This is a genomic window from Rhodoblastus sphagnicola, assembly GCF_002937075.1.
Classification (GTDB): Bacteria; Pseudomonadota; Alphaproteobacteria; order Rhizobiales; family Beijerinckiaceae; genus Rhodoblastus; species Rhodoblastus sphagnicola.
Window position 1 is genome coordinate 43,645 of the sequence record NZ_NHSJ01000103.1, and the last position, 23,417, is coordinate 67,061.

The following is a 23,417-nucleotide window of genomic DNA, read 5'->3' on the forward strand; positions in this document are numbered from 1 at the left end:
AGGCGGCGATCGGCGTAGACCGAACTGCAAAAGGCCCGCATGACCGAGCGCAACCACACCCCCCGTAAAATCCCGACGCCGCCCAAACCGGAGCGGCGCGAGCCGCTGCCCGGGCGCAATCCCAAGCCGCCCGCCGACGATCCCGCCGCCCATGCCCGTCTGGAGGCGATCACGGCCAGCCCTTCCTACCGGCTCGCCGTGGAGGACCAGGATTTCCTGGATGGCCCCGCCGCGCGCGGCGCCCGGCTGCAACTCGACTATCTCAAGGCGGAGGACGGCCTGCGGGCGGCGGGGATCGAGCGCTGCATCGTGGTGTTCGGCTCGACCCGGCTGTGCGAGCCCGCCGCCGCGAAGCGGCGCGTCGAGGCGGCGCGGCGGGTCGTCGCGGCGGCGGACGACCGGCGAGAAGACCGGCGTGCGGCCGAGGTCCGGTTGCGCGCGGCGGAAAACGTGCTGGCGCTCAGCCGCTATTACGACGTGGCCAGGGCGTTCGGCCAGACGGCCTCGCTGGCTGATTGGGGCGGACTGGGCAAGATTCGCATCATGACCGGCGGCGGGCCGGGCATCATGGAGGCCGCCAATCGCGGCGCCTTCGAGGCCGGGGGGCAGAGCGTCGGCCTCAACATTCATCTGCCCCACGAGCAATATCCCAACCCCTACATCACGCCCGGCCTGTGCTTCCAGTTCCACTATTTCGCCATGCGCAAGCTGCATTTCCTGCAACGCGCCGTGGCGCTGGTCGCCTTTCCCGGCGGCTACGGCACGTTCGACGAACTTTTTGAAGTCCTGACCCTGGCGCAGACGCGAAAAATCAAGCCTATCCCCATCGTGCTGGTGGGGGAGGCGTTTTGGCGCGGCGCCGTGAACTTCGACTTTCTGGCGGAGCAGGGCGTGATCGACCCCGAGGACCGCGAATTGTTCTGGTTCGCCGAAACGGCTGAAGACATTTTCGACGCCATCATGCAATGGGAGCGCGGAAAATCATGAAACTTTCCTTCCACGGCGCCGATCGCAACGTCACCGGCTCCTGCCACCTGCTGGAGGCGGCGGGCAAGAAAGTGCTGGTCGATTGCGGCTTGTTCCAGGGCGGGCGCGAAAGCGCCGAGGAGAACGCCGGCGATTTCGGTTTTTCCCCTGGAGACATCGATTTCGTCCTGCTCACCCACGCCCATCTCGATCATTGCGGACGGCTGCCGCTGCTCAACAAGCGCGGTTTTCGCGGCGAGATCATATCCACCGCCGCCACCCGCGATCTCGCCCGCCTCGTGCTGCTTGATTCCGCGCACCTTCAGGAGGAGGAGGCCCGCGCCCATGCGCGCCGCGCCGAGCGCCGCGGCGAAACCGGAGCGCCGGCGCCGCTTTATGACCTGATCGACGCGCTGAACGTGTTCGACCGCTTCGGCCGCGCAATTGCCTACGAGACCCGCGTCGAACTGGCCGACAACCTCGCCGTCACCTTTTTCGACGCCGGCCACATTCTCGGCTCCGCCAGCCTGCTGGTCGAGGCGGAGGGCAAAAGGCTGCTGTTTTCCGGCGACATCGGCAATTGCGACCGCGCCATCCTGCGCGATCCCGTCGTCCCCCATGGCGTCGATGTGGCGGTGATGGAAAGCACCTATGGCGACCGCGACCATCGCGCGCTCGCGCCGACGCTTGAAGAATTTTATCAGGCCCTCAACGAGAGCTATCAGCGCGGCGGCAATGTCGTCATCCCCACCTTCGCGCTGGAGCGGGCGCAGGAGTTGCTGTTCTACATGCGCGAAGGCATGGAAAACAACAAACTGCCCTCCGCCCTGGCGGTCTTCCTCGATTCCCCCATGGCCATTTCGGCGACGGAGATTTTTCGCGCCCACCCGGAATGCTATGACGGCGAGACCTCCGCCCTGCTGGCGCGGGGGCGCGATCCCTTCGCCCTGCCGCGCCTGCATTTCTGCCGCGAGGCGGCGGAGTCCATTGCGCTGAACACCATTCGCGGCGGCGCGGTGATCATGGCCGGCGCCGGCATGTGCAATGGCGGGCGCGTGCGCCATCATCTGCGCCACAATCTCGGCCGCGCGGGCGCCAGCGTGATCTTCGTCGGCTTCGCCGCCAAGGGAACGCTGGCGCGCCAGATCATCGATGGCGCGCGAAAAGTGTCGCTGTTCGGCGAGGAGATCGCGGTGCGCGCGCATATCCATACCATCAACGGCTTTTCCGCCCATGCCGGCCAGGCCGAGCTGGTCGCCTGGCACAAGTCGGCGGCGCCGAAACGGACTTTTCTCGTGCATGGCGAGGAGGAGGCGATGGAGACGCTCGCCGGTCTGCTGCCCGGCCCGGTGGATCGGCCCGAGTTGGGGAAGAGCTTTCTGCTGTGACGCGGCGCAACAGGGAAACCATTCGTTAAGACTGTAGAAAATTTCGCTAAACTTGTCGGCGAACGCGCGCGCGTTAACCGGAATCCCCGCATTCGGACAAGCCTTCCTTAGCGGCTTGGGCACAGTCTCCCGCTCGACGCGGGCCTGAGGCCCGAGGCGCGAAACCCTTATGATCCCCCAGATTTCTGTCATCATCCCCACATTCCGGCGGCCTGAACATCTCGTCGAAGCCATCGAAAGCGTTCTGGCCCAGACAGGCGTCGCCTGCGAAATCCGCGTGGTCGACGACTGCCCCCAGGGCTCGGCCGAAAACGTCGTCGCGCCCTATCTCGACCGTGGCTTGACCTACCAGCGCTCCCCGGCGCCCTCGGGCGGCCGGCCCGCCCTGGTGCGCAATCTCGGCTGGCGGGGGGCGCAAGCGGAGATCATCCATTTCCTCGACGACGACGATCTCGTGCCGGACGGCTATTACGCCGAGGCGCTGAAAGCCTTCGCCGAGCGCCCGGAGATCGGCGTGGTGTTCGGCAAGATCGAGCCGTTCGGCGACACGGAGATTTCCGGCGAGCGCGCCTATTTCGACCGGGCCTTCCGCCGCGCCAAAAAATACCAGCGCATGGGCAAGCTCGGCTTTTCCGCCGCCATGTTCTTCCAGGAGACGCTGCTGGTGTGCAGCGCCGCGATGACCCGCAAGCGCTGCGTCGCCGAGATCGACGGCTTCAGCAATGGTCCCGTCATCGCCGAGGACGTCGATTTCTATGCCCGCGCCATTCGCAAATTCGGCGCGGTGCTGCTCGACCGCACCTCGATCCATTATCGCATCGGCCCTTCGCTGATGCGCCTGCCCGACCGCCAGCCGCTGATCGAGCAATCCTACCGCGACATTCACAGCCGCTACCGCGCGGAGCATGGCGCCGTCGATTTCTACGCCATGAAGACTTTCGCCAAATTGTTGAACAAGATCGATGATCTCAATTAGCGTCCTCAGCTCCCAAGAGGAGCTTCAGGCGCTCGCGCCGGAATGGCAAAGGCTGTTCGGCGCAATGACCCTGCGCACGCCGTCGAAATCGCCGCTGTGGCAATTGACGTGGTGGAAGCATTTTGGCGCGCGGCCCTCAGCCCTCGCGCGGCACGAGATGCGCGTGTTCGTGCTGCGCGACGACGGCGGCCAACTCGTCGCCGTCGCGCCGATGATGCGGACGCGCCGGCCCGGCTTCGGGCCGGGCCTGTTCAGCGAATTGCAGTTCTTCGGCGCCGATCCCTATGTCACGCAATTGCGCGGCCCGGTGTGCCGGCGCGAGCGCCTGCCCGAAGTCTGCGCCCGGCTGGCGGCGCATGTCAAAACCTTGCAAGACTGCGATTTCGTGCAATGGCGCGGCATGGCGCCGGGCTCTTCGCGCGAGGACTGCATCGTTCAGCCGCAATTGGAGGATGTCGATTCCGTGCTGCCGATGGCGGAAAGCTGGGACGCTTTCCACGCGGCCCTGCCGAAAAAGACGCGAAAGCATCTGCGCAAGAGCCAGAACGATTTATGCGCCGACAACGTGCATTACGCGTTTGGCGTGACCACCGCGCCGGAAGCGGCGTGTGACTCGTTGCAAAGATTCTACGCGCTGCATGCCCGGCGCGCCGCGCTCAAGGACGTGACGTCACACCCGAATGTTTTCGATGGCGCCCGGTCGCGCGCCTTTCTTGACGATTATTGCGGGCGGATGGCCTGCAACGGCGACCTGCGCCTGTTCGAGATCCGCGTCGGCGGCGAAATCGTCGCGATCCGCCTCGGCTTCGCGCTGGGCGACGAACTCTACCTCTATTTCTCCGGCTACGACCCCGATTACGGCCGCTACAGCATCATGACCACGCTAATGGCGGAGACGCTGAGATGGGCGCATGAGCAAAACGTGCGGCTCGTGAACCTGTCGTCGGGAATCGATCGCTCGAAAACGCGGTTCCGGCCGGAATTGGTGACCACCGAAGGTTTTTACACGCGCGGCGCCGGCTGGCGTGGCGCGCTCGCCTTGCCTCTGCTGCGCCGGTTGCGCCACGGCGCGCGGCCGGTGGCGGAGCCGGATGCGGACGATTGCGTCGAAGCATAACAAGGGAGAGGTGATGCGCTTTCATGCCCTGGACGGACTGCGTGGCCTCTGCGCCCTGACCGTGGCGCTGCTGCACCTCTACACCCACATGAATGTGACGCCGCCGGACTTCATCGCCCACTCCTTCGCGCTGGTCGATTTTTTCTTCGTGCTCAGCGGCTTCGTTCTCGCCCACGCCTTTTTCGAATCGCTGGCGGCGCGCGGCGAGGGCGCGGCCTTCGCGATCCGGCGCGTCGGGCGGCTTTACCCGCTGCACTTCTTCATTCTCGGCCTGTTCGTCGTGGTCGAGATCGGCCGCTACGTCGCCAGCCTGAAGGGCGCGACGCTGGCCGCGACGCCGTTTTCGCAAGGGACATCGGTTCCCTCGCTGCTGAGCAATCTGGCGCTGGCGCAGGCGCTGGGCCTGCACGACGGCATCACCTGGAATTTCCCGGCCTGGAGCATCAGCGTCGAATTCTGGGTCAACATGCTGTTCGCCGCCGTGCTGGCGCTGCCGCTGTCGCGGGCGGGTCAGGACCCGCTGAGGGAGAAGACGCGTCTCGTCGTGCTGTTGGCGCTCGCCGGCGGCGTCGCCACCTTTTTCGCGGCGCGGGTCAGCAAGGATCTGACTTTTGACTACGGCCTGCTGCGCTGCATTTATGGCTTCTTCCTCGGCGTCGCCGCGCAGAGGTTGCGGGCGGAAAACCGCGATCTCCTGGCCCGCTGGCCGCGCTGGGCGCTGGCGGCGGCGGAAGTCCTGGTTACGCTCGTCGCGATCGCGTTCATCGCTTATGGCGAACGCTTCTGGCTGTTCATGCTCGCGCCGCCGCTGTTCGCCCTGGCCACGCTGATTTACGCGCGCGAACAAGGGCCGGTGTCGCGCCTTCTGCTGACGCGGCCGTTCCACGCTTTCGGCGAATGGTCCTATTCGATCTACATGGTCCACGCCTTCCTGCTGGTAAACGTGCTGGGACGGGCGGCCTCCGTCGCGGGCAAGTTCGGGCTGTTCGGCGTGGCGCCGGGAACCGACGGCGGGCGCGCCCTGGCTGCGGTGTTTTCGCAAGGTTTGCTGGCGCAGGCCGGCGTGTTCGCGGTCTATGTCGCGCTGGTGCTCGGGGTGTCCGCGCTGACCTTCCGTTTCATCGAGCGGCCCGGCCGGAGCTGGTTCAACGCGCTGGCGGCGCGCGGCCAGACCCCGGCCCGGCGCGTGCTGCCGGCTTGATGCCCTCGTCATTGGGGATTATCGAAAGCTGGCTGCGGACCCGCCCCTCCCGGCCGGTCCGCGACAGGAGCCTTGCAATTTCGCCAGATGGCTTCGGGAGCATGATTTTGCCAGGACGCATCGCCACGATCTTCGCGCCCGCATTGGCGCTGCTGCTGCTTTCGGCGCCCGCCCGCGCCGAGGAAGGCCTGCGCGAGCAGGTCTGCGGCATGATCGAAAAGGCCGCCTCGACCCACAACCTGCCGGTCTCTTTTCTCACCCGGCTGATCTGGCAAGAGAGCGCGTTCCGCTCCAATGCGGTCTCGCCCAAGGGCGCCCAGGGCATCGCGCAATTCATGCCGGGCACGGCGGCCGAGCGTGGGCTTTCCGATCCGTTCGACCCGGAGCAGGCCATTCCCAAGGCGGCGGAGCTGCTTTCGGAGCTGCGGACGCGGTTCGGCAATCTCGGCCTCGCCGCGGCGGCCTATAATGGCGGGCCGAACCGCGTCGCGGCCTGGCTGGCCGGGACCGGCGGCCTGCCGTTCGAAACCCGCTCCTATGTCGAAATCATCACGCGCCACGTGGCGGAAGACTGGCAGGACGCCAAGGCGGCCGAGACGATCAAGCTGCCGGGAGGCTCCTGCCTGGAGCTGGCGTCGCGCATGGTGCGCGACGAGCCGCTCCAGTTCGCCCGCTCCGCCCTGATGGCGCCCTGGGGCGTGCAGATCTCCGGCGCGTTCAATCGCGGCGCGGCGATGGCGGCTTACACGCGGGCGCGGCGGAGTTTTGGCGGCCTGCTGACCGGCGAGCCCATGATCATCGGCCGGCGGGCGCCGGGGCGCGGTTTCGCGCGGTTCTGGGCGATCCGGGCGCCGGCGCAGAGTCGGGCGGCGGCGGAAGCTTTGTGCGCAAAAATCCACGGCGCCGGCGGCGCCTGCGCCGTGCTGAAAACCTGAGATCGGCCTGCTTTACAAACGCCGCGATTGGGGACAAAACCTTAACAAACATTTTGCGCCCGCGTGCGGGCGCAGGCGGGAACCTTCATGTCCAGAACGAAACTCCTTCAATCGCTGGTGATCTTGGCGAGCCTTGGCGCCTTTGCGGCGCCGGCGGACGCGCAGTTTTACTTCTTCGATCCGCCGCCGGGGCCCCAGCCTGAGCCGCGCGTCCTGTCCGCGCCCAAGCCCAGGCATCAGCCCCGGCCCGTCCTGCGCGACGACGACGACGATCCCGGCGTGGTGGTCGATCTTCACCGTGGCGGCTCGATCTACCGCGAACCCGGCGTCGAACCGCCGCGCGGCGGCTCCAGCTACGCGGCGCTGCCCCCCGACGCCGACCCCAATTATTCGACCCCGGTCGATCTCGACAACAAGGTCAATTTCAAGCTGACGACGCAGCAGATCGTGTCCGATCCGACCGGCGAGGCGGCGGGCACGCTGACCGTCAACACAAGGCAGCGCAAGCTTTACTATTCGTTGGGCGGCGGTCAGGCGGTGCAATATTCCATCGCCGTGGGCAAGGCGGGTTTCGCCTGGAAAGGCTCGGCCACCATCGGCAGAAAAGCGTTCTGGCCGGGCTGGACGCCGCCGAAGGAAATGCTGGAGCGCCATCCCGACCTGCCCGAACATATGGATGGCGCGCTCAACAATCCGCTCGGGGCGCGCGCGCTTTATCTGTTCCAGGGCAAGACCGACACCTTGTTCCGCATCCACGGCACCAACGAGCCCAAAAGCATCGGCACGGCGTCGTCCTCGGGCTGCATCCGCATGCACAATGCCGACGTGATCGACCTTTATGGGCGGGTGTCGGCGGGCACCAAGGTCGTGGTGATGTGAGGGCGGCGATTTAACGTCATTCCTTCTGGCGGAAGAAGGATGACGTTATTTTATCCTCATCGCTTCAAGGCGCGACCCGACGCGGGGCGCCATAGATTATCCCCGCTTCAGTCGACGCGGGGATACTCTATGTTGATTTGAAAACGCATATTCTTTTCAGAGAACCGCGCGCGCTTTTCGGGACTATGCGCTAATTCGTGGCCAGCTTCTTCAGCCAGTCCTCGGTCAGGGGCAGAATGCCCGATACGATGCGCGCAACGCCCGCCTTGCTGGGATGCAGGCCGTCGGGCAACTGGTTTGGGACGACCCCGGCGACGCCGTCGAGAAAGAACGGATAGAGCGGCGCCTGGTATTTGGCCGCGAGGCTCTGGTAGATCGGTTCAAACTGCGCCGCATAGGTTCCGCCGAGATTGGGCGCCGCGCGCATGCCCGCGATCAGGAACGGGATTTTCCGCTCGCGCAATTTTCCGAGGATGGCGTCGATGTTGCGCTGCGTTCCCGAGGGCTCGAAACCGCGCAGCATGTCATTGGCGCCGATTTCGACAATGGCCGCGTCGGCGCCCTCGCCCAGCGTCCAGTCGAGCCGCGCCAGCAGACCGGCCGATGTGTCGCCGGACACCCCGCCATTGACGATCTCGACGTCTATACCCTTGTCGCGCAATGCTTTTTCCAGAACGACGGGAAAGGCGGCGTCCGCCGGCAGGCCGTAGCCGGCGGTGAGACTGTCGCCCAGGGCGACGATCCTGGTCGGCTTGGCCAGCGCGGGCGCGCTCAGGCCGGTCACGACGCCGATCAGCATGGCCGCCAGAAACAAAACTGGACGAAGCGGGTTGCGGCGCCCATATGCGCCATAGCCCCGCCTCCAAAATCGCCTTCCATGCAACACGCTCAATCCTTTCCGGACTCACTCCATGCCACAACGCGCCATAAGCCTTGTCGATGTCAATCTAACGCTTGGAGACGGTGAAGCCAGAGCTCACATCCTCAAAAACGTCTCGCTCGACGTTTTTCGCGGGGAAACCGTGGCGTTGCTCGGCCCGTCCGGCTCGGGCAAATCCTCGTTGCTGATGGTGATGGCGGGACTGGAGGGGGTGGAATCCGGCGCGGTCGAAGTCGCCGGGCGCCGGATCGACCGCATGGGCGAGGATGAACTGGCGCGGTTTCGCGGGGCCCATATCGGCGTGGTGTTCCAGGCCTTCCATCTGGTGCAGACGCTGACCGCGCTGGAAAATGTCGCGCTGCCGCTCGAACTTGGCGGCGTGGCGGACGCTTTCGGCCGCGCCCGCGAGGCGCTCGCGCAAGTGTCGCTCAGCCATCGCGAACAACATTATCCGGCGCAAATGTCGGGCGGCGAGCAGCAGCGCGTGGCGCTGGCCCGCGCCCTGGTCGTCAACCCCGACATCCTCTTTGCCGACGAACCCACCGGCAATCTCGATTCCGCCGTCGGCGCCGAAATCGTCGAACTGATGTTCGCGCTCAACCGGGAGCGCGGCTCGACGCTGGTGCTGGTGACCCATGACGAGGATCTGGCGCGGCGCTGCCGGCGCATCGTCCGCCTGCGCAATGGCGCCGTTGAATCCGACGCCACGCGGGACTTGCAGGATGCTTAATCGCGCGCTGCTTCGCTTCGCCCTGCGCGACCTGCGCGGAGGCTTGAGGTCGTTCGGCGTGTTCATCGCCTGCCTCGCCATCGGCGTGATGGCGCTCGCCGCCGTCGCCGCCACCTCGCGCGCCATGCGCGACGGGCTGGCGGGGCAGGGCGCGGTCATCATCGGCGGCGATTTGAGTTTTTCGCGCGCGCAAGGGTCGCCCGCCGACGAACACCGCGCTTTTCTCGCCAGCCAGGGCGGGTTGAGCGAGGTCGTCATCCTGCGTTCCATGGCGCGGCGCGAGGATTCCAGCCACGCCACGCTGGTCGAGATGAAAAGCGTGGACGCCGCCTATCCGCTCACGGGCGAGATGCGGACCGAGCCGCAAGCGCCGCTTTCGGAGCTGCTGGCGCCGCGCGACAAAGGGTTTGGCGTGGTCATCGACCCGCAACTGGGCGCGCGCCTCTCGCTCGGACTCGGCGACAGTTTCTTCATCGGCGACGCCAAATTCGTGATCGCCGCCTGGCTGCGCCGCGAACCGGACGCCATGGGCGCCTTCAGTTTGGCGCCCCATGTGCTGTTGTCTGCAAACGCCTTGGCCGCGAGCGGCCTGAAGAAACCCGGCTCCCTGACGCGCGCCTCGTTGCGCCTGTCGCTGCCGGGCGCGGACGACGCGCGGGTCGAAGCCGTGAAGAAGGCGTTTTTGGCGCGCTTCCCCGATTCCGGCTATGAGATCCGCACCCGCGCCGACCCCTCGCCGCAATTGTCGCGCAGCATCGAGCGCGTCGCCCAGTTCATCACGCTGATCGGGTTGACCGCGCTGGTCTGCGGCGGCATCGGCGTCGCCAATTCGGTGCGCGCCCTGATCGACCGCAAGCGCAAGACCCTGGCCATCATGAAAGCGCTCGGCGCCAGCGGCGGCGAAGCCGCCGGCTTCGTGCTGATCCAGGCGATGATCGTGGCTTTTGGCGCGGCCTTTTTTGGCGCGGCGCTGGGACTGGCCTTGCCGGCCCTGCTGCTGACCGGCTTCGCGGACACCCTGCCTTTCCCCATCACGCCGGCGATCCATCCCGGCGACGCCGCCTATGCGGTCGGCTTCGGCCTGCTGATCGCGCTGACCTTCGCCGCGCCGCCGCTCGAAGAGGCGCGGACGCTGCCGGTGACGCGGCTGTTGCGCGAAGACGCGATGCGGACGGGCGGTCGCCCGAGCCGGCGCGGTCTCGCCCTCGGGGTCGTCGGAGGCGCCGCCTTGTTCGGTCTCGCCCTGCTCACCTCGGGCGACGCCATGCTGACCGCGCAGTTCGGCCTGGGCGTGCTGGCGAGTTTCGGCCTGCTCTACGCCATCGCCCGGCTGGTGATGGCGCTGGCGCGGCGCGCGCCGCATGTCGGCAGCGTCAGCCTGCGGCTGGCGGTCGCCAACCTCCACCGGCCCGGCGCGCTCACCCCGTCCTTTCTGCTGTCGCTCGGCCTCGGCGTCACCCTGCTGACGGCGTTGACCGCCGTCGAGCACAATCTGCGCGCCGAGATCGGCGACTCCCTGCCCAAGGACTCCCCGAGCTATTTCTTCGTGGACGTGCAAAGAGCCGAAGCCGAGGATTTCGAGCGGTTCCTGCACGCGGAGGCGCCCGGCGCCAAAATCGTGAGCGCGCCCATGCTGCGCGGCCGCATCACCCGCATCAAGGGCGTTCCGGCCGAACAGGTCACGCCGGGCGACAAGGCGCGCTGGGCGCTGGAAGGCGATCGCGGCATCACCTTCGCGACCACGCTTCCGCCGGGGTCGCGGCTGGTCGCTGGCGAATTTTGGGCGCCGGACTACAACGGTCCCCCGCTGGTCTCGATGGAAACCGAGGTGGCGCGCGGCCTGGGCTTGAGCGTCGGCGACGAAATCGCCGTCAATGTGATGGGACGCGCGGTGACCGCGAAGGTCGCCAATCTGCGCAAGGTCAACTGGCGCTCGTTCGGCATCAATTTCGTGCTGGTGTTTTCGCCCAACGTGTTCGAGGGCGCGCCGTTCACGTCCCTGATGACGCTGACGCCGCCGGAAAAGCCCAGCCCCGCGCGCGAGGCGGCGCTGTTGGGCGCGGCGGCGCAAAAATTTCCCTCCGTCGTCGGCGTCTCCTTGCGCGAAACCCTGGCGACGCTCGACGATATCCTGGGCAAGCTCGTGGTCGCCACCCGCGTCGCGGCTTCGCTCGCCTTCATCGTCTCGGCCCTGGTGCTGGCCGGCGCCCTGGCCGCCGGCCAGCGCGCGCGGCTTTACGAAGCGGTGATCCTGAAGACGCTGGGCGCGACGCGGGGCAAACTTCTCGCGGCGCTGGCGCTGGAATTTTCGCTGCTGGGCGCGATCACCGCCGCCTTTGGCCTGCTGGCGGGCGGTTTGGCGGCGTGGCTGGTGACGGTCAAGCTGCTGGACGCGCCTTTCGCGCTGTTTCCCGCCCAGGCTGCGCTGGTCGCGGGCGGCGCGACGCTGTTCGCCATCGTCGCCGGTCTGCTCGGCACGGCGCGCGCGCTCGGCGAAAAACCGGCGCGCTGGCTGCGGCAGGAATGAGTCGAATGAACAAAATGTAATGAATCGAAAGGGTCGGCGCCGCTTGTCTTTTGAATTCCCTCCGGCCATATTTTCAGTGAGCCGCACCGCGTCCGGATTGTCCTGATGCGGACGCGCGGCGGGAAACGAGGATTTCATGTCCAACTTTGACCGCAACGCCGCTCCGTGGAGCCGGAGCTATGCCCGGACGGGCGCCGAGGTCGATCAAGGTCTGCGCGCCTTCATGCTGGGCGTCTACAACAATATGACGATTGGCCTCGCGCTGACCGGCCTGGTGGCGCTCGGCGCCAACCTGCTGACCGTTTCGGCGACGCCCACCGCCTATCACGTCGGCCACTTGTATCTCACCGAAGCCGGCGCCGCGCTGTATCTTTCGCCGCTGCGCTGGGTGGTGATGTTCGCCCCGCTCGCCTTCGTGTTGTTCTTTTCCTTCAAGATCGGCTCGATGGCGGCCGGTTCGGCGCGCACCCTGTTCTTCGCCTTCGCGGCGGTGATGGGCCTGTCGCTGTCGTCGATCCTGTTGATTTACACGGGTTCCTCGGTGGCGCGCGCCTTCTTCATCACCGCGGCGGCCTTTGGCGGTCTGAGCCTTTACGGCTACACCACCAAGAAAGATCTTGGTCCGATGGCCTCGTTCATGATCATGGGCCTGATCGGCGTCATCATCGCCGGCCTGGTCAACCTGTTCGTGCAGAGCGCGGCCTTCCAGTTCGGCCTGTCGATCCTGTCGGTGCTGATCTTCGCCGGCCTGACCGCCTATGACACCCAGTCGATCAAGTCGATGTATTACGAGAGCGACGGTTATGAGGTCGCCACCAAGAAGTCGGTCAACGGCGCGCTGATGCTGTACCTCGACTTCATCAACATCTTCACTTCGCTGATCCAACTGACGGGCCAGCGGAACGACTGAAGCAGCCAAGCCTCCTCTTCTGAAAACGAAAGCCCCGCTCCGGCGGGGCTTTTTTCATGAGAGCGCCCGATCCAGTCTGGTCAGAACGAGGGGCCTTCGCCCGCCGCGCCAGTTCCTGTTCCGCCGCGTCCGCGCGCGCCGCCGAAAACAGCGGCCGCCATTGCGGGCCGGACTGGGGCGCATCATCGGAGGAGCCAGGAATTTGCCAAGCGCAAATTAGAAAAACTCTAAACAGCACGATTTATTTTGCGCCTCGCGCCTGATCGCGGAAACATGGCGAGAGACTTTGTCCGGCCGGTTGTTCCGGACCCAAGGAGCCAGGAATGTACAAGAAAATCATCTCCGCCACGCTGTTCGCGCTGACGCTCGCCGGCGCCGCCTCGGCCAAGGAATATCCGGTCGGGCAAAAGCAGCAGTTGGGCGGCATGGAGGTTGGCGCGGTCTATTTGCAGCCGATCGAAATGGACCCGCCGGGCATGATGCGCGCGGCAAAAGAGTCCGACGTGCATCTGGAGGCCGACATTCACGCCGCCAAGGGCAATACCAACGGTTTTGCCGAGGGCGACTGGATTCCCTATCTCGCCATCCAGTTCGAACTCACCAAGCTCGACGATGGTCAGGTGGTGAAGGGCGATTTCATGCCCATGGTCGCCAATGACGGCCCGCATTACGGCGACAACGTCAAAATGTTCGGCCCCGGCAAGTACAGGCTTAAACTGCTGATTTCCCCGCCGAATTCCTCGATGCACAACCATTTCGGCCGCCACACCGACAAGGAAACCGGCGTCGGCGAATGGTTCAAGCCGCTGACGGCGGAATATGATTTCACCTATGCCGGCATCGGCAAGAAGGGCGGCTATTGATTGGCCCGCATCCTGCTTGAGTTTTCGGCATGACTGGGAGAGCGACGATGAGGGCGACAAGATTGCGGCTGACGACGATCTGCGGCTTTCTGCTGCCGCTTGTGGTCGCGCCCGCCCTCGCTGCGGAGGATCCGACCTTCACGCTGGAATTCAGGGACGGCGCGATCACGCCGTCCCGGCTCGAAGTTCCCGCCAACACCCGCTTTCGGCTGGAGCTGAAGAATTCCGGCAAGACCCCCGCCGAATTCGAGAGCAAGGAGTTGAAGAAGGAAAAGGTTCTGGCGGCGGAGAGCGATTCCGTGCTGGTGATCCGCACGCTCGATCCCGGCGAATATCCCTTCTTCGACGACTTCCACCCCGATGCGCCGCCGGCGATCCTCGTGGCGAAATAGGCTGAAGACATGACCATGGCGATCCGCGAACTTCAGCTCCAGCCCGCTTCGCCGCCGCGTCGCGGGCTCGCCGCGCGGGCCTTGGCGGCGCTGGGCGACGCATTGATGCGCAACCAGAAACTGATCCGCCGGACGCAATGGGTCGTGGTCGGGTTTTATCTGCTGCTGGTCGGCGTCCCCGCCTTCCTGCCGCTGCCGGACGCCACGGCGCATGTCTGGAACAATCTCACCATGATCGCGCAATTCGCGTTCTGGGGCTTGTGGTGGCCGTTCGTGCTGCTTTCGATGGTGCTGGTCGGCCGCGCGTGGTGCGGCCTGTTCTGCCCGGAAGGCACGCTGTCCGAAGTCGTGAGCGAACATGGCAAGGGACGTTCGCTGCCGCGCTGGGTGGCCTGGAACGGCTGGCCCTTCGTCGCCTTCATCCTCACCACCGTCTATGGCCAGATGGTCAGCGTCTATCAATATGCCGCGCCGGCTCTGTTGATTCTCGGCGGCTCGACGGTGGCCGCCATGATCGTCGGTTATCTGTGGGGTCGCAACAAGCGGGTGTGGTGCCGCTATCTCTGCCCGGTGTCCGGCGTGTTCGGCCTGCTGTCCAAGCTGGCGCCGCTGCATTTCAATGTGGACCGCGACGACTGGCGGGCGCATGACGCCAGCGGCGCGCCGACGCCGAAAATGAATTGCGCGGCCCTCGTGCCGGTGAAAATCATGAAGGGCGCGAGCGCCTGCCACATGTGCGGGCGCTGCTCCGGTTACAAAGAGTCGGTGTCTCTGTCGTTCCGCGCGCCCGGCAGCGAGATCGTCCATGTCGCCGGCGCGACGCCCCGCCCCTGGGAAACCGCGCTGATCGTGTTCGGCCTGATGGGCGTGGCGGTCGGCGCCTTCCACTGGACGGCCAGCCCCTGGTATGTCGCGCTGAAACAGATCGCCGCCGAAAAACTGGTGGATTTCGGCGCGGTGTGGATGCTCAAGCCGCTGGCGCCCTGGTGGATTCTCACCAATTATCCCGACCAGAACGACACCATGTCGCTGCTCGACGGCGCCATGCTGCTCGGCTATATCGCGGGAACCGCCGCCGTAATGGGCGGCTTCGTGCTCGCCTGTCTGGCTCTGGCCGCCCGCGCGCTCGGCCCCTGGTCCGGCCCGCGCCTGCACCATCTCGCGCAATGCCTGATTCCCATCGCCGGCTGCGGCGTGTTCCTCGGCCTGACCGCCCTGACGGTCACGCTGTTCAAGCAGGAAGGCTTTCCTTTGCCTCATGTCGCGCAGATTCGCGCGCTGCTGCTGGCTGGCGCGAGTCTTTGGGCGGCGAGCCTTGCGTGGCGGGTGAGCGGCCTCTATGCGGCGACGCCGCGCCGCCTTGCGGCCATGGCCCCGATGCTGGCGGCCATCGGCGCGGGGGCCGGCGCCTGGGTCTTGATGTTCTGGATCTGGTAGTCAGGTTTTATGCGCTCGGGCCGCCTTGCGGGCCTTGCGCGTTTCCAACCGCCAGAGCCAGCCAAAAAATTTCCAGGATCTGGATTGCTTGATGGACGCCAACTCGCGCGACAGCGCGCGCTGGTCGGGTCCGGGCGCATCCCGTTGCGCGCGCAACTCGCGCAATGCCCGCAGCGCCCCCGGCAGCGGTTCCCACAGCAGCGGGTCGGACTGGTCGCGGCGGGCCGTGATTTCGTCCTTGAGCGCGCCATTGGCGATCAGCGCCAGTTGCTCCGCCTCGCTGCGCGGGTCCGCGAGGAGAAAAAGCGTGGGCAGCAGCGGAAATCCCCAATTGGCCGACAGGCCGGCAAAATAATCGTCTGCCGACGCGCCCGCGTCGATCCTGTCGTGCCGCAAGGCCGAGGCCCAGACAAAGGCGTCCTCGACCGTATGCGCCCAAGGCTCCTCCTCGAAAATCGTGTTGCCGCCGTGGATGCGATAGGCGAGCAGGTCTTCCGCGATGCGATGGACGTTGAAACGGGACGAGGCGCGCAACGCCCAATCCCAGTCATGGGCATAGCGCAAGGCGCGAAAAGGTCCGACCGCGTCATAGACTGACCGTGAAAAGAAGAAATTCGAGGTGGTCATGGCGATATTGCCGCACCAGAACCCAAGCAAGTCGGGCTTGCCCGCCGTGAGACGGCAGACCATGTCATAATATTCGTTGTAGCCGCTCGACGGATCGAACGGATTTCCCGCTTCATCGACGAGGCGCAGCGCGGAGATACCGAAAAACGGGCCGTCCTGCCGCCCGGCCGCCGCGACCAGCGCCTCCAGCCGCGTCGGCTGATAGAAGTCGTCGGAATTCAGGATCGATATATAGGCGCCGGTTGAAGCCGCGATGGCTTCGTTGAGGGTCTGGTGCGCGCCCCTGTTTTCCCGGCGCGTCGCTTTTACGCGAGGGTCATGGCCGTAACGTTCCACCACGAAATCGTAGGAGCCGTCGCTCGACCCATCGTCGATCACGACGATTTCCACATGCGGGTGCGTCTGACCCAAAACGCTGTCGATCGCCCGCCCCAAGAATTTGACGTGATTGAAGGACGGGATGACGACGCTGACCAAAGCGCGATCCTGCATGGCAAACCTCTCCTCGCGTCCACGTCCAAGGTTTTTCACATCCTCAAAACCATTGCAACTTGACCTGTCGCGCGTCACGGGTCGAACGTGTCTCCACGATAGCGGAGAGACACAATGGCCGCCCAGCTTTCGACCCTGCGCTTGACGATCTTGACGCTCCTGGCGGCCGCGCTCGTCCCCTCCGCGGCCTTGTGCGGCGAGCCTGTTCGCGTTGGCGTCGTCATCGCCGAAAAGCGCGATTTTGCGCGCGACATTGAAGGCGTCGGCCGCGTCAGCGCCCAGGAAAAGGTCGAGATCCGCGCGCGCGTGAAAGGCGTGCTCAAGGCGGTGAAGTTTGTGGACGGGCAGGCGGTCAAGGCCGGCGATCCGCTTTACGAGATCGAGCCGGACCTGTTCAACGCCGATCTCGCGCTGGCGCAGGGCGCGCTGGCGCGGGCGGAGGCCTCGAAAATGCTGGCGGACTTGCAGTTCAAGCGCGCCCAGGAGCTTTTGGCGCGGCAGGTCGGCACGGTGGTGCAGCGCGATCAGGCCGCAGCCGCCGTTCAGGAAGCCGAGGCGGTCATCGCCGGCGCCCGCGCCAATTTGGACCTCGCCAAGGCCAATCTCGGTTTCGCCACCATCGCCGCGCCGATCACGGGCCGCATCGGCATGTCCGCCGTGACGGCGGGCAACATGGTCGGCCCGGACGGCGTGCTCGCCACCATCGTCAACCCCGACCCGATCCGCGTCGTCTTCGCCGTCAGCACCCGCGATTTCGCGCGTTTGAGCGACAGCCCCGATTTCAAGACCCTCGCGGTCACGCTGACCTTGCCCGACGGCTCGGCCTATGGCGACAGCGGCCGGATCGATTTTGTCGATGTGCGCGCCGATCCGGCGGCCGAGACCGTCGCCCTGCGCGGTGTTTTTCCCAATGCGCTGGAGCGCCTCAAGGACGGCCAGACGGTTCGCGCGCTGATCAGCGACAAGCCCAAAACCGCCATCGCCGTTCCCCGCGCCGCGCTGCTGACGGACAAGCAGGGCGCCTTCGTGCTGATCGTCGCCGAGGGCAAGGTTTTGTCGCGGCGCGTCAGGGTGGAAGGCGAATCCGGCGCGGACGCGCTGGTCGCGGAGGGGCTTGCCGGCGGCGAGGCCGTCATTGTCGAGGGCCAGTCGAAAACCAGCCCCGGCGACATCGTCACGACCGTTCTGGCCGGAAAAGGCGGGGGATGAAGGCGCGACCGGGACGGGGCTTCATTTCGTTTCGCGCGCGGCCCACAGGTCGGGGCGGCGGGTTCTGGTCAGCCCTTCGGCCTGGGCGCGGCGCCATTGCGCGATTTTGGCGTGGTCGCCGGACAGCAGGACATCCGGAATGTCGCGGCCTTCCCAGCTTCGCGGGCGGGTGTAGTGCGGATATTCCAGCAGGCCGTCCTCAAAACTCTCGTCTTGGCCGGATTCGAGCTTGCCCATCACGCCCGGCAGCAGACGCACGCAGGCGTCGAGCAGGGTCAGCGCGGCGATTTCGCCTCCTGAAACAATGAAATCGCCGATGGAGATTTCGCCGAGGCCCCGGCCTGCGATCACCCGCTCGTCCACGCCTTCGAACCGGCCGCAGACCAGGATCACGCCCGGCCCCTCCGCCCAATTTCGCGCGAGGGCTTGGGTGAGCGTTTTTCCGCGCGGCGACAGCAGCAGGCGCGGGCGGGGATCGTCTGGGGTGAGGCGGGCGTCGAGACTCGTCGCCAGCACGTCAGCGCGTAAAACCATGCCGGGGCCGCCGCCGGCGGGCGTGTCGTCCACGGCGCGGTGGCGGCCGAGGCCATGGTCGCGAATGTCTATGGCCTCAAGCGACCAGACGCCGTTGGCGAGCGCGGTTCCCGACATGGACTGTCCCAGCGTGCCGGGGAACATGTCGGGATAGAGTGTGAAAACGCTGGCGCTCCACATCAGGCGTCGGCGTCCGTCTCGATCGGCGGGACGACGATCACGCGGCCGGTCTTGATGTCCACTGTTGGGACCACGGCGCGGGTGAAGGGAAAGAGCAGGGTTTCGCCGGTGGGCGGGGCCACTTCCAGAATGTCGCCGGCGCCGTAATTGGGCACGGCGACTATCGTACCGAGCAGCGCGCCCTCAGGCGTTTCCGCGCGCAGGCCAATCAGGTCGCGGGTGTAAAACTCGTCTTCCTCGGGCGGCGGCAGTTTTTCCCTGGGAATATAGAGTTTTGTGTGGGTGAGGGCCTGCGCCGCGTTGCGGTCGTTCGCCCCTTTGACGCGCACGACCAGCAGATCGTCTTTCAGCGGGCGCGCGGCGACGATCTCGACGGCGCGGCCAGCTTCGTCGTGGAGGCCGTCATAGTCAGCCAGGCTGAGCGGATCCTGCGTGTAGGATTTGACGCGGATTTCGCCGCGCACGCCATGAGGCGCGCCGAACACGCCGACCAGGACTTCGTCGCTCACATGGGCCTCCGTGGACCGCCCTCGCCCTTCGAGACGGCGCCCTTCAGGCGCCTCCTCAGGGTGAGGGCTATTGTTGGCAGCCGGACTCGGCCAATTACTCCGCGGCGGCGGCCTTTTCGGCGGCGGCGGCGGCTGCGGCGGCGCGCTCCTGGGCCTTCTTCTTCGGCTGGGCCTTCTGGGGATTGTTGCGGGCCTCGCGGGTGATGGCGCCGACGCTGTCGAGCAGGCGGGCGACGCGGTCGGTGGCCTGGGCGCCCTTGGCCAGCCATTCCTTGGCCTTTTCCACGTCCAGCACGAGGCGCGTGGTCGAGTCCTTGGGGGCCAGCGGATCGAAAGTGCCGAGCCTTTCAATGAAGCGGCCGTCGCGCGGCGAGCGGGCGTCGGCGACAACCACGCGATAGAACGGGCGCTTCTTGGCGCCGCCGCGCGACAGGCGAATTTTCAGGGACATATCAGTTTCCTTGTTCTGTTGGTTTCGCCGAGGGGCAGGCGATTTTCATAAATTGCAAACCGCCGGCCCCTGTCCCGGCAGTCACGGCCCGCGCGAACGCGCGGAAAACTCACTTCTTCTTGAACGGGTTCAGGCTGCTCAAGCCACCCAGGCCCGGCAACATCGGCTTGGCGCCGCCAAGGCCGGGAAGACCGCCGGGAAGACCCGGTTTGGCCGGCGCCGCGCTCGTCGGCGGCGCTTTCAGCGCGGCGGGCGGCTCCTTCGGGAGACCGCCCCCGCCGCCCATTTTTTTCTGCATTTCGGCGATCTGCTCGGGCGAGGGCATGGCGGCGCCCGGCCCCATGCCGAACATCTGCGCCATCTGCGCCATCGGTCCGCGCTTGGGGGCGCCGCCCATGGCCTTCATCATGTCGGCGGTGGCGCGGTGCTGCTTGAGCAACTTGTTGACGTCCTCGACCTTCATGCCGGCGCCGGCCGCGATGCGCTTTTTCCGCGACGCCTTCATGATTTCGGGGTTGCGGCGCTCTTCCGGCGTCATCGACAGGATGATGGCGCGCTGGCGCTTGAGCGTCTTGTCGTCCACCTTGGCGTTGGCCATGGCGTCCTTGAGCTTGGCCACGCCCGGCAGCAGGCCCATGATGCCGCCGAGTCCGCCCATTTTTTCGGCCATGGCGAGCTGGTCGGCCATGTCCTGCAGGTCGAACTTGCCCTTGCGCATCCTTTCGGCGGCGCGGGCGGCCTTTTCGGCGTCGATGTTCTCCGCCGCCTTTTCGACCAGCGCGACAATGTCGCCCATGCCCAGAATGCGGTTGGCGATGCGCTGCGGATGGAAATCGTCCAGCGCCTCCATCTTTTCGCCGGTGCCGATCAGCTTGATCGGCTTGCCGGTGACGGCGCGCATGGACAAAGCCGCGCCGCCGCGCCCGTCGCCGTCCACACGGGTCAGGACGATGCCGGTGATGCCGACGCGGTCGTCGAAATTTTTCGCCAGATTGACGGCGTCCTGGCCGGTCAGGGCGTCGGCGACGAGCAGGATTTCATGGGGCTTGGCGGCGGCCTTGATCTCCGCCATCTCCGCCATCAGCGGCTCGTCGATATGGGTGCGGCCGGCCGTGTCGAACATCACGACATCGTAGCCTTGCAGGCGCGCGGCCTCTTCGGCGCGCCGCGCGATCTGCACGGGCGTCTGGCCGGCGATGATCGGCAGCGTCTCCACCCCGACCTGGCGGCCGAGTATGGCGAGCTGTTCCTGCGCCGCCGGGCGCTTGACGTCGAGCGAGGCCATCAGGACCCGCTTCTTGAAGCGCTCGGTGAGGCGCTTGGCGATCTTGGCGGTGGTGGTGGTCTTGCCCGCGCCTTGCAGGCCGACCATCATGATGGCGATGGGAGGGGCGGCGTTGAGGTCGATCGGTTCGGCGTCGGAGCCGAGCGTCTCGATCAGCACGTCATTGACGATCTTGACGACCATCTGGCCGGGGCTGATGCTCTTCACCACTTCCGCGCCGACGGCGCGGGCCTTGGCCTTTTCGATGAAGGTGCGGGCGACGTCGAGCGCCACGTCGGCTTCGAGCAGCGCGCGGCGGACCTCGCGCATGGCGGCGTTGACATCCTCCTCGGAGAGGGCGCCGCGCCGCGTCAGTTGATCGAATATGCCGGCGAGTTTTTCCGACAGGCCTTCAAACATGTGGTCTTCCCTTGGGGGCTCGCGCGGGAGGACGCTGCAAAGCAAAACGCGCCCGGGGGCGCATCGCGCTGCCGGACGGGAACCTCCCGCGTCGGGCGCGGGGCGGCTTGATCTGCATTTCCACTCTTGCGAGGTTGGCCTCAATAGCTTCGGGCGGGGGAAAAGTCAATTTGGTCCTCGGCGGGTTCGCCCGCATTTGCTCCGGTCGCGTCGAGGATTGAGCCGACGCGGTGATTACGTCTTGCAAGACTCAGCCGCCAGACGCTATCTTGACCGTACCGGGGCCTTCCTCTGGAGAACCACTGCTGGAATTCCGAATCGATCGGAAGTGACAGGATCGACCGCAAATCTGGACGCCGACCGCCCAGACGGAGGCGGCGTCCTGATCGCAACCCGCCGTTCGGCTCGTTGGCCGTGGGCAGCCAGCACATGCAAGGTGACGGAATGACCTTCCTTGATCTACTCGACGACATGCGGCGCCGCCAGGAGGAAATCCTCAACGGCGGCGGAGCGGAAAAACTGGCCAAGCGCCGCGCCAAGGGCCTGATGACCGCGCGCGACCGGCTCGACGCCCTGTTCGACGCCGCGACCTTCCAGGAAATGGGCGGCCATGTCCGTCATTCCGCCCGCCATTTCGGCATGGAGAAGAAGGATCTTCCCGCCGACGGCGTGGTCGTCGGCACCGGCTATGTCGGCGGTCGCATGGTCTCGGCCTTCGCCCAGGATTTCACCGTGCTCGGCGGCTCGCTGGGCAAAATGCACGCCAAGAAGATCGTGACGCTGATGGAGGAGGCGGCCAAATTCGGCTCGCCCGTCGTCGCGTTCAAGGATTCCGCCGGCGCCCGCATCCAGGAGGGCGTGGACGCGCTGTCGGGCTACGGCTGCGTGTTCTACCAGAACGTGCTGCTGTCCGGCGTGGTGCCGCAGATCGCGGTGGTCTGCGGCCCCTGCGCGGGCGGCGCCTCCTATTCGCCGGCGCTGATGGACTTCATCATCATGACCCGGAACAACGCCTATATGTTCATCACGGGGCCGGAGGTGATCAAGGCGGTGACCGGCAAGACGGTGACGCTGGATGAGGTCGGCGGCGCCGACATGCACGCGTCCGTATCAGGCAATGTGCATTTCCTCGCCGAGGACGACGCCGACGCGATTCGCATCGTCCAGAAACTGCTGTCCTACCTGCCGGACAACAATTCCGAGGATCCGCCGCACCGGCCGAGCGCGGACATCGCGCTCGCCGGGGATGACGCCATCCACGCCCTGATTCCGGACGATCCCCAGAGTCCGATGGACGTGCGCGCCATCATCGCGCGCATTGTCGACACCAACGAATTCCTCGAAGTCCACCGCTCCTTCGCCGAGAACATCATCGTCGGTTTCGGCCGCGTCGAGGGCATTGTGGTCGGACTCGTCGCCAACCAGCCGGAGGTTCGCGCGGGGGCGCTGGACATGGACGCGGCCGACAAGGCGGCGCGGTTCATCCGCTTCTGCAACTGCTTCAACATCCCGCTGGTCACACTGGTCGATGTTCCCGGCTTCCTGCCCGGCGTCGAGCAGGAGCGCGGCGGCATCATCCGCCACGGCGCCAAGCTTTTGTTCGCCTACGCCTCCTGCACGACGCCGAAGGTGACGGTCATCTTGCGCAAAGCCTATGGCGGCTCCTATCTCGCGATGTGCAGCCGGGAAATGGGCGCGGATTTCGTGTTCGCCTGGCCGACGGCCGAAATCGCGGTGATGGGCGCCGACGGCGCCGTCACCGTGCTTTACAACAAGGAGCTGAAAGCGGCGGAAAATCCGAAGGCGAAGGCGCGCGAACTCGCGGCGGCCTATCGGGCCGAATTCGCCTCGCCTTATCTCGCGGCGTCGCATGGCTATATCACCGATGTGATCGATCCCGCGTTCACCCGGTCGACCATCGCGCTGTCCTTGCGCAAGGCGCTGTCCAAGCGCGAGATGCGGCCGCCGAAGAAGCACGGCAACATCCCCCTGTAACGCTGGCGAGGGAACGACTCGATGACTTTCGAGACTTTGAAATTCGCGTTCGGCGTCGTCGCCGCCCTCTTCGTGCTGTGGTTCGCTTTGTCGCGCCTCGGCCGCTTTCTGAGCTGGGTCGAGCGGTCCGAGATCGCCCGGCAACAGGCGGAGGCCGAGCGCGGCAACAAGGCCGCGCCGCCCGCCGCCGCGCCAGCGCCTGTTGCGCGCGAGACCGACGGCATCCCGGCCCACCATGTCGTCGTCATCGCGGCCGCGGTCGCGGCTTACGGTTACAGAGTCGTTCATATCGCCGATGCGGGAGCGGGGCACGCCTGGGCGGCGGAAGGCCGCTGGCGGCACCAGACCTCGCATCACACACATTGACCGCCTTGCGCAGGGCAGGAGTTCGTAATGCAACGGAAATTCAGGATCAGCGTTGACGGCCAAGCCTATGATGTCGTCGTGGAAGAGATCGTCGGCGAGGGCGGGGCAGGGGCTTGGCCCGCTTCGGTCGCCTCGGTTTCGGCGGCTGTCGCGGCCGCGGCGGCGCCGG

The 23,417-nt window shown here is 66.1% G+C and carries 22 protein-coding genes; 16 read left to right on the forward strand and 6 right to left on the reverse strand.

Features of this window, described 5'->3' with window-relative positions:
- The first annotated feature begins 39 nt into the window (after nt 1–39).
- The 7 genes from CCR94_RS16990 (at nt 40) to CCR94_RS17020 (ending at nt 7,462) form a co-directional block, all read left to right on the forward strand.
- The gene (locus CCR94_RS16990; protein WP_104509037.1) at nt 40–987 is read left to right on the forward strand and encodes an LOG family protein; all 948 of its coding nucleotides are present in this window, start codon (nt 40–42) and stop codon (nt 985–987) included.
- Nucleotides 984–2,354: an MBL fold metallo-hydrolase RNA specificity domain-containing protein gene (locus tag CCR94_RS16995; protein ID WP_104509038.1), complete on the forward strand. Its 1,371-nt coding sequence runs from the start codon at nt 984–986 to the stop codon at nt 2,352–2,354. Before CCR94_RS16990 ends, CCR94_RS16995 begins: the two co-directional genes overlap by 4 nt.
- Before the next feature lie 169 nt (nt 2,355–2,523).
- Nucleotides 2,524–3,330: a glycosyltransferase family 2 protein gene (locus CCR94_RS17000; protein ID WP_104509039.1), complete on the forward strand. Its 807-nt coding sequence runs from the start codon at nt 2,524–2,526 to the stop codon at nt 3,328–3,330.
- The gene (locus tag CCR94_RS17005; RefSeq protein ID WP_104509040.1) at nt 3,317–4,447 is read left to right on the forward strand and encodes a GNAT family N-acetyltransferase; all 1,131 of its coding nucleotides are present in this window, start codon (nt 3,317–3,319) and stop codon (nt 4,445–4,447) included. Before CCR94_RS17000 ends, CCR94_RS17005 begins: the two co-directional genes overlap by 14 nt.
- A gap of 13 nt (nt 4,448–4,460) precedes the next feature.
- Entirely contained in the window at nt 4,461–5,648 is a 1,188-nt protein-coding gene (locus CCR94_RS17010; RefSeq protein ID WP_158254806.1) for an acyltransferase family protein, read from the forward strand.
- Between the two features lie 101 nt (nt 5,649–5,749).
- Entirely contained in the window at nt 5,750–6,583 is an 834-nt protein-coding gene (locus CCR94_RS17015) for a lytic transglycosylase domain-containing protein (protein ID WP_104509042.1), read from the forward strand.
- 87 nt (nt 6,584–6,670) lie between these two features.
- Nucleotides 6,671–7,462: a L,D-transpeptidase gene (locus tag CCR94_RS17020; protein ID WP_104509043.1), complete on the forward strand. Its 792-nt coding sequence runs from the start codon at nt 6,671–6,673 to the stop codon at nt 7,460–7,462.
- Nucleotides 7,463–7,652: 190 nt separating this feature from the next.
- On the opposite strand, the gene CCR94_RS17025 is transcribed toward CCR94_RS17020, so the two are convergent.
- Nucleotides 7,653–8,261, reverse strand: a complete 609-nt coding sequence (locus tag CCR94_RS17025) for an arylesterase (protein ID WP_104509059.1) — start codon at nt 8,259–8,261, stop codon at nt 7,653–7,655.
- A 112-nt stretch (nt 8,262–8,373) separates the two neighbouring features.
- On the opposite strand from CCR94_RS17025, the gene CCR94_RS17030 reads away from it, so the two are divergent.
- The 6 genes from CCR94_RS17030 (at nt 8,374) to CCR94_RS17055 (ending at nt 15,201) form a co-directional block, all read left to right on the forward strand.
- Nucleotides 8,374–9,072 carry an ABC transporter ATP-binding protein gene (locus CCR94_RS17030; RefSeq protein ID WP_104509044.1) on the forward strand — a complete coding sequence of 233 codons (699 nt, stop codon included), beginning with the start codon at nt 8,374–8,376 and terminating at the stop codon, nt 9,070–9,072.
- Nucleotides 9,065–11,599 (forward strand): ABC transporter permease, encoded by a 2,535-nt coding sequence (locus CCR94_RS17035; protein WP_158254807.1) that lies wholly within the window; start codon nt 9,065–9,067, stop codon nt 11,597–11,599. Before CCR94_RS17030 ends, CCR94_RS17035 begins: the two co-directional genes overlap by 8 nt.
- A gap of 136 nt (nt 11,600–11,735) precedes the next feature.
- Nucleotides 11,736–12,509, forward strand: coding sequence for a Bax inhibitor-1/YccA family protein (locus CCR94_RS17040; RefSeq protein ID WP_104509046.1), 774 nt, complete (start codon nt 11,736–11,738; stop codon nt 12,507–12,509).
- Nucleotides 12,510–12,832: 323 nt separating this feature from the next.
- A complete protein-coding gene (locus CCR94_RS17045; protein WP_104509047.1) occupies nt 12,833–13,372 on the forward strand; it encodes an iron transporter in 540 nt (179 codons plus the stop codon).
- 47 nt (nt 13,373–13,419) lie between these two features.
- Entirely contained in the window at nt 13,420–13,764 is a 345-nt protein-coding gene (locus tag CCR94_RS17050) for a cupredoxin domain-containing protein (protein ID WP_244594112.1), read from the forward strand.
- A gap of 9 nt (nt 13,765–13,773) precedes the next feature.
- On the forward strand, nt 13,774–15,201 hold the full coding sequence (locus CCR94_RS17055; RefSeq protein WP_184421413.1) for a 4Fe-4S binding protein: 1,428 nt from the start codon (nt 13,774–13,776) through the stop codon (nt 15,199–15,201).
- Here CCR94_RS17055 and CCR94_RS17060 read toward each other — a convergent pair whose 3' ends face one another.
- Nucleotides 15,202–16,320: a glycosyltransferase family 2 protein gene (locus CCR94_RS17060; RefSeq protein ID WP_104509049.1), complete on the reverse strand. Its 1,119-nt coding sequence runs from the start codon at nt 16,318–16,320 to the stop codon at nt 15,202–15,204.
- A 114-nt stretch (nt 16,321–16,434) separates the two neighbouring features.
- Here CCR94_RS17060 and CCR94_RS17065 point away from each other — a divergent pair, with 114 nt between their 5' ends.
- Nucleotides 16,435–17,529 carry an efflux RND transporter periplasmic adaptor subunit gene (locus CCR94_RS17065; RefSeq protein ID WP_104509050.1) on the forward strand — a complete coding sequence of 365 codons (1,095 nt, stop codon included), beginning with the start codon at nt 16,435–16,437 and terminating at the stop codon, nt 17,527–17,529.
- Nucleotides 17,530–17,550: 21 nt separating this feature from the next.
- Here CCR94_RS17065 and trmD read toward each other — a convergent pair whose 3' ends face one another.
- From trmD to ffh, 4 genes are all read right to left on the reverse strand, one after another.
- Nucleotides 17,551–18,243 (reverse strand): tRNA (guanosine(37)-N1)-methyltransferase TrmD, encoded by a 693-nt coding sequence (gene trmD, locus CCR94_RS17070; protein ID WP_104509051.1) that lies wholly within the window; start codon nt 18,241–18,243, stop codon nt 17,551–17,553.
- Nucleotides 18,243–18,752: a ribosome maturation factor RimM gene (rimM, locus tag CCR94_RS17075; protein ID WP_104509052.1), complete on the reverse strand. Its 510-nt coding sequence runs from the start codon at nt 18,750–18,752 to the stop codon at nt 18,243–18,245. The genes trmD and rimM overlap by 1 nt, the downstream gene beginning before the upstream one ends.
- Nucleotides 18,753–18,846: 94 nt before the next feature.
- On the reverse strand, nt 18,847–19,203 hold the full coding sequence (gene rpsP / locus CCR94_RS17080; RefSeq protein WP_104509053.1) for a 30S ribosomal protein S16: 357 nt from the start codon (nt 19,201–19,203) through the stop codon (nt 18,847–18,849).
- Between the two features lie 109 nt (nt 19,204–19,312).
- Entirely contained in the window at nt 19,313–20,887 is a 1,575-nt protein-coding gene (ffh, locus tag CCR94_RS17085) for a signal recognition particle protein (RefSeq protein ID WP_104509054.1), read from the reverse strand.
- A gap of 444 nt (nt 20,888–21,331) precedes the next feature.
- Between ffh and CCR94_RS17090 the strand changes: the two genes are divergently transcribed.
- Together CCR94_RS17090 and CCR94_RS17095 are read left to right on the forward strand one after the other, a co-directional pair.
- The gene (locus CCR94_RS17090; protein WP_104509055.1) at nt 21,332–22,882 is read left to right on the forward strand and encodes an acyl-CoA carboxylase subunit beta; all 1,551 of its coding nucleotides are present in this window, start codon (nt 21,332–21,334) and stop codon (nt 22,880–22,882) included.
- Nucleotides 22,883–22,903: 21 nt separating this feature from the next.
- Entirely contained in the window at nt 22,904–23,248 is a 345-nt protein-coding gene (locus CCR94_RS17095; protein ID WP_104509056.1) for an OadG family protein, read from the forward strand.
- Nucleotides 23,249–23,417: the final 169 nt, after the last annotated feature.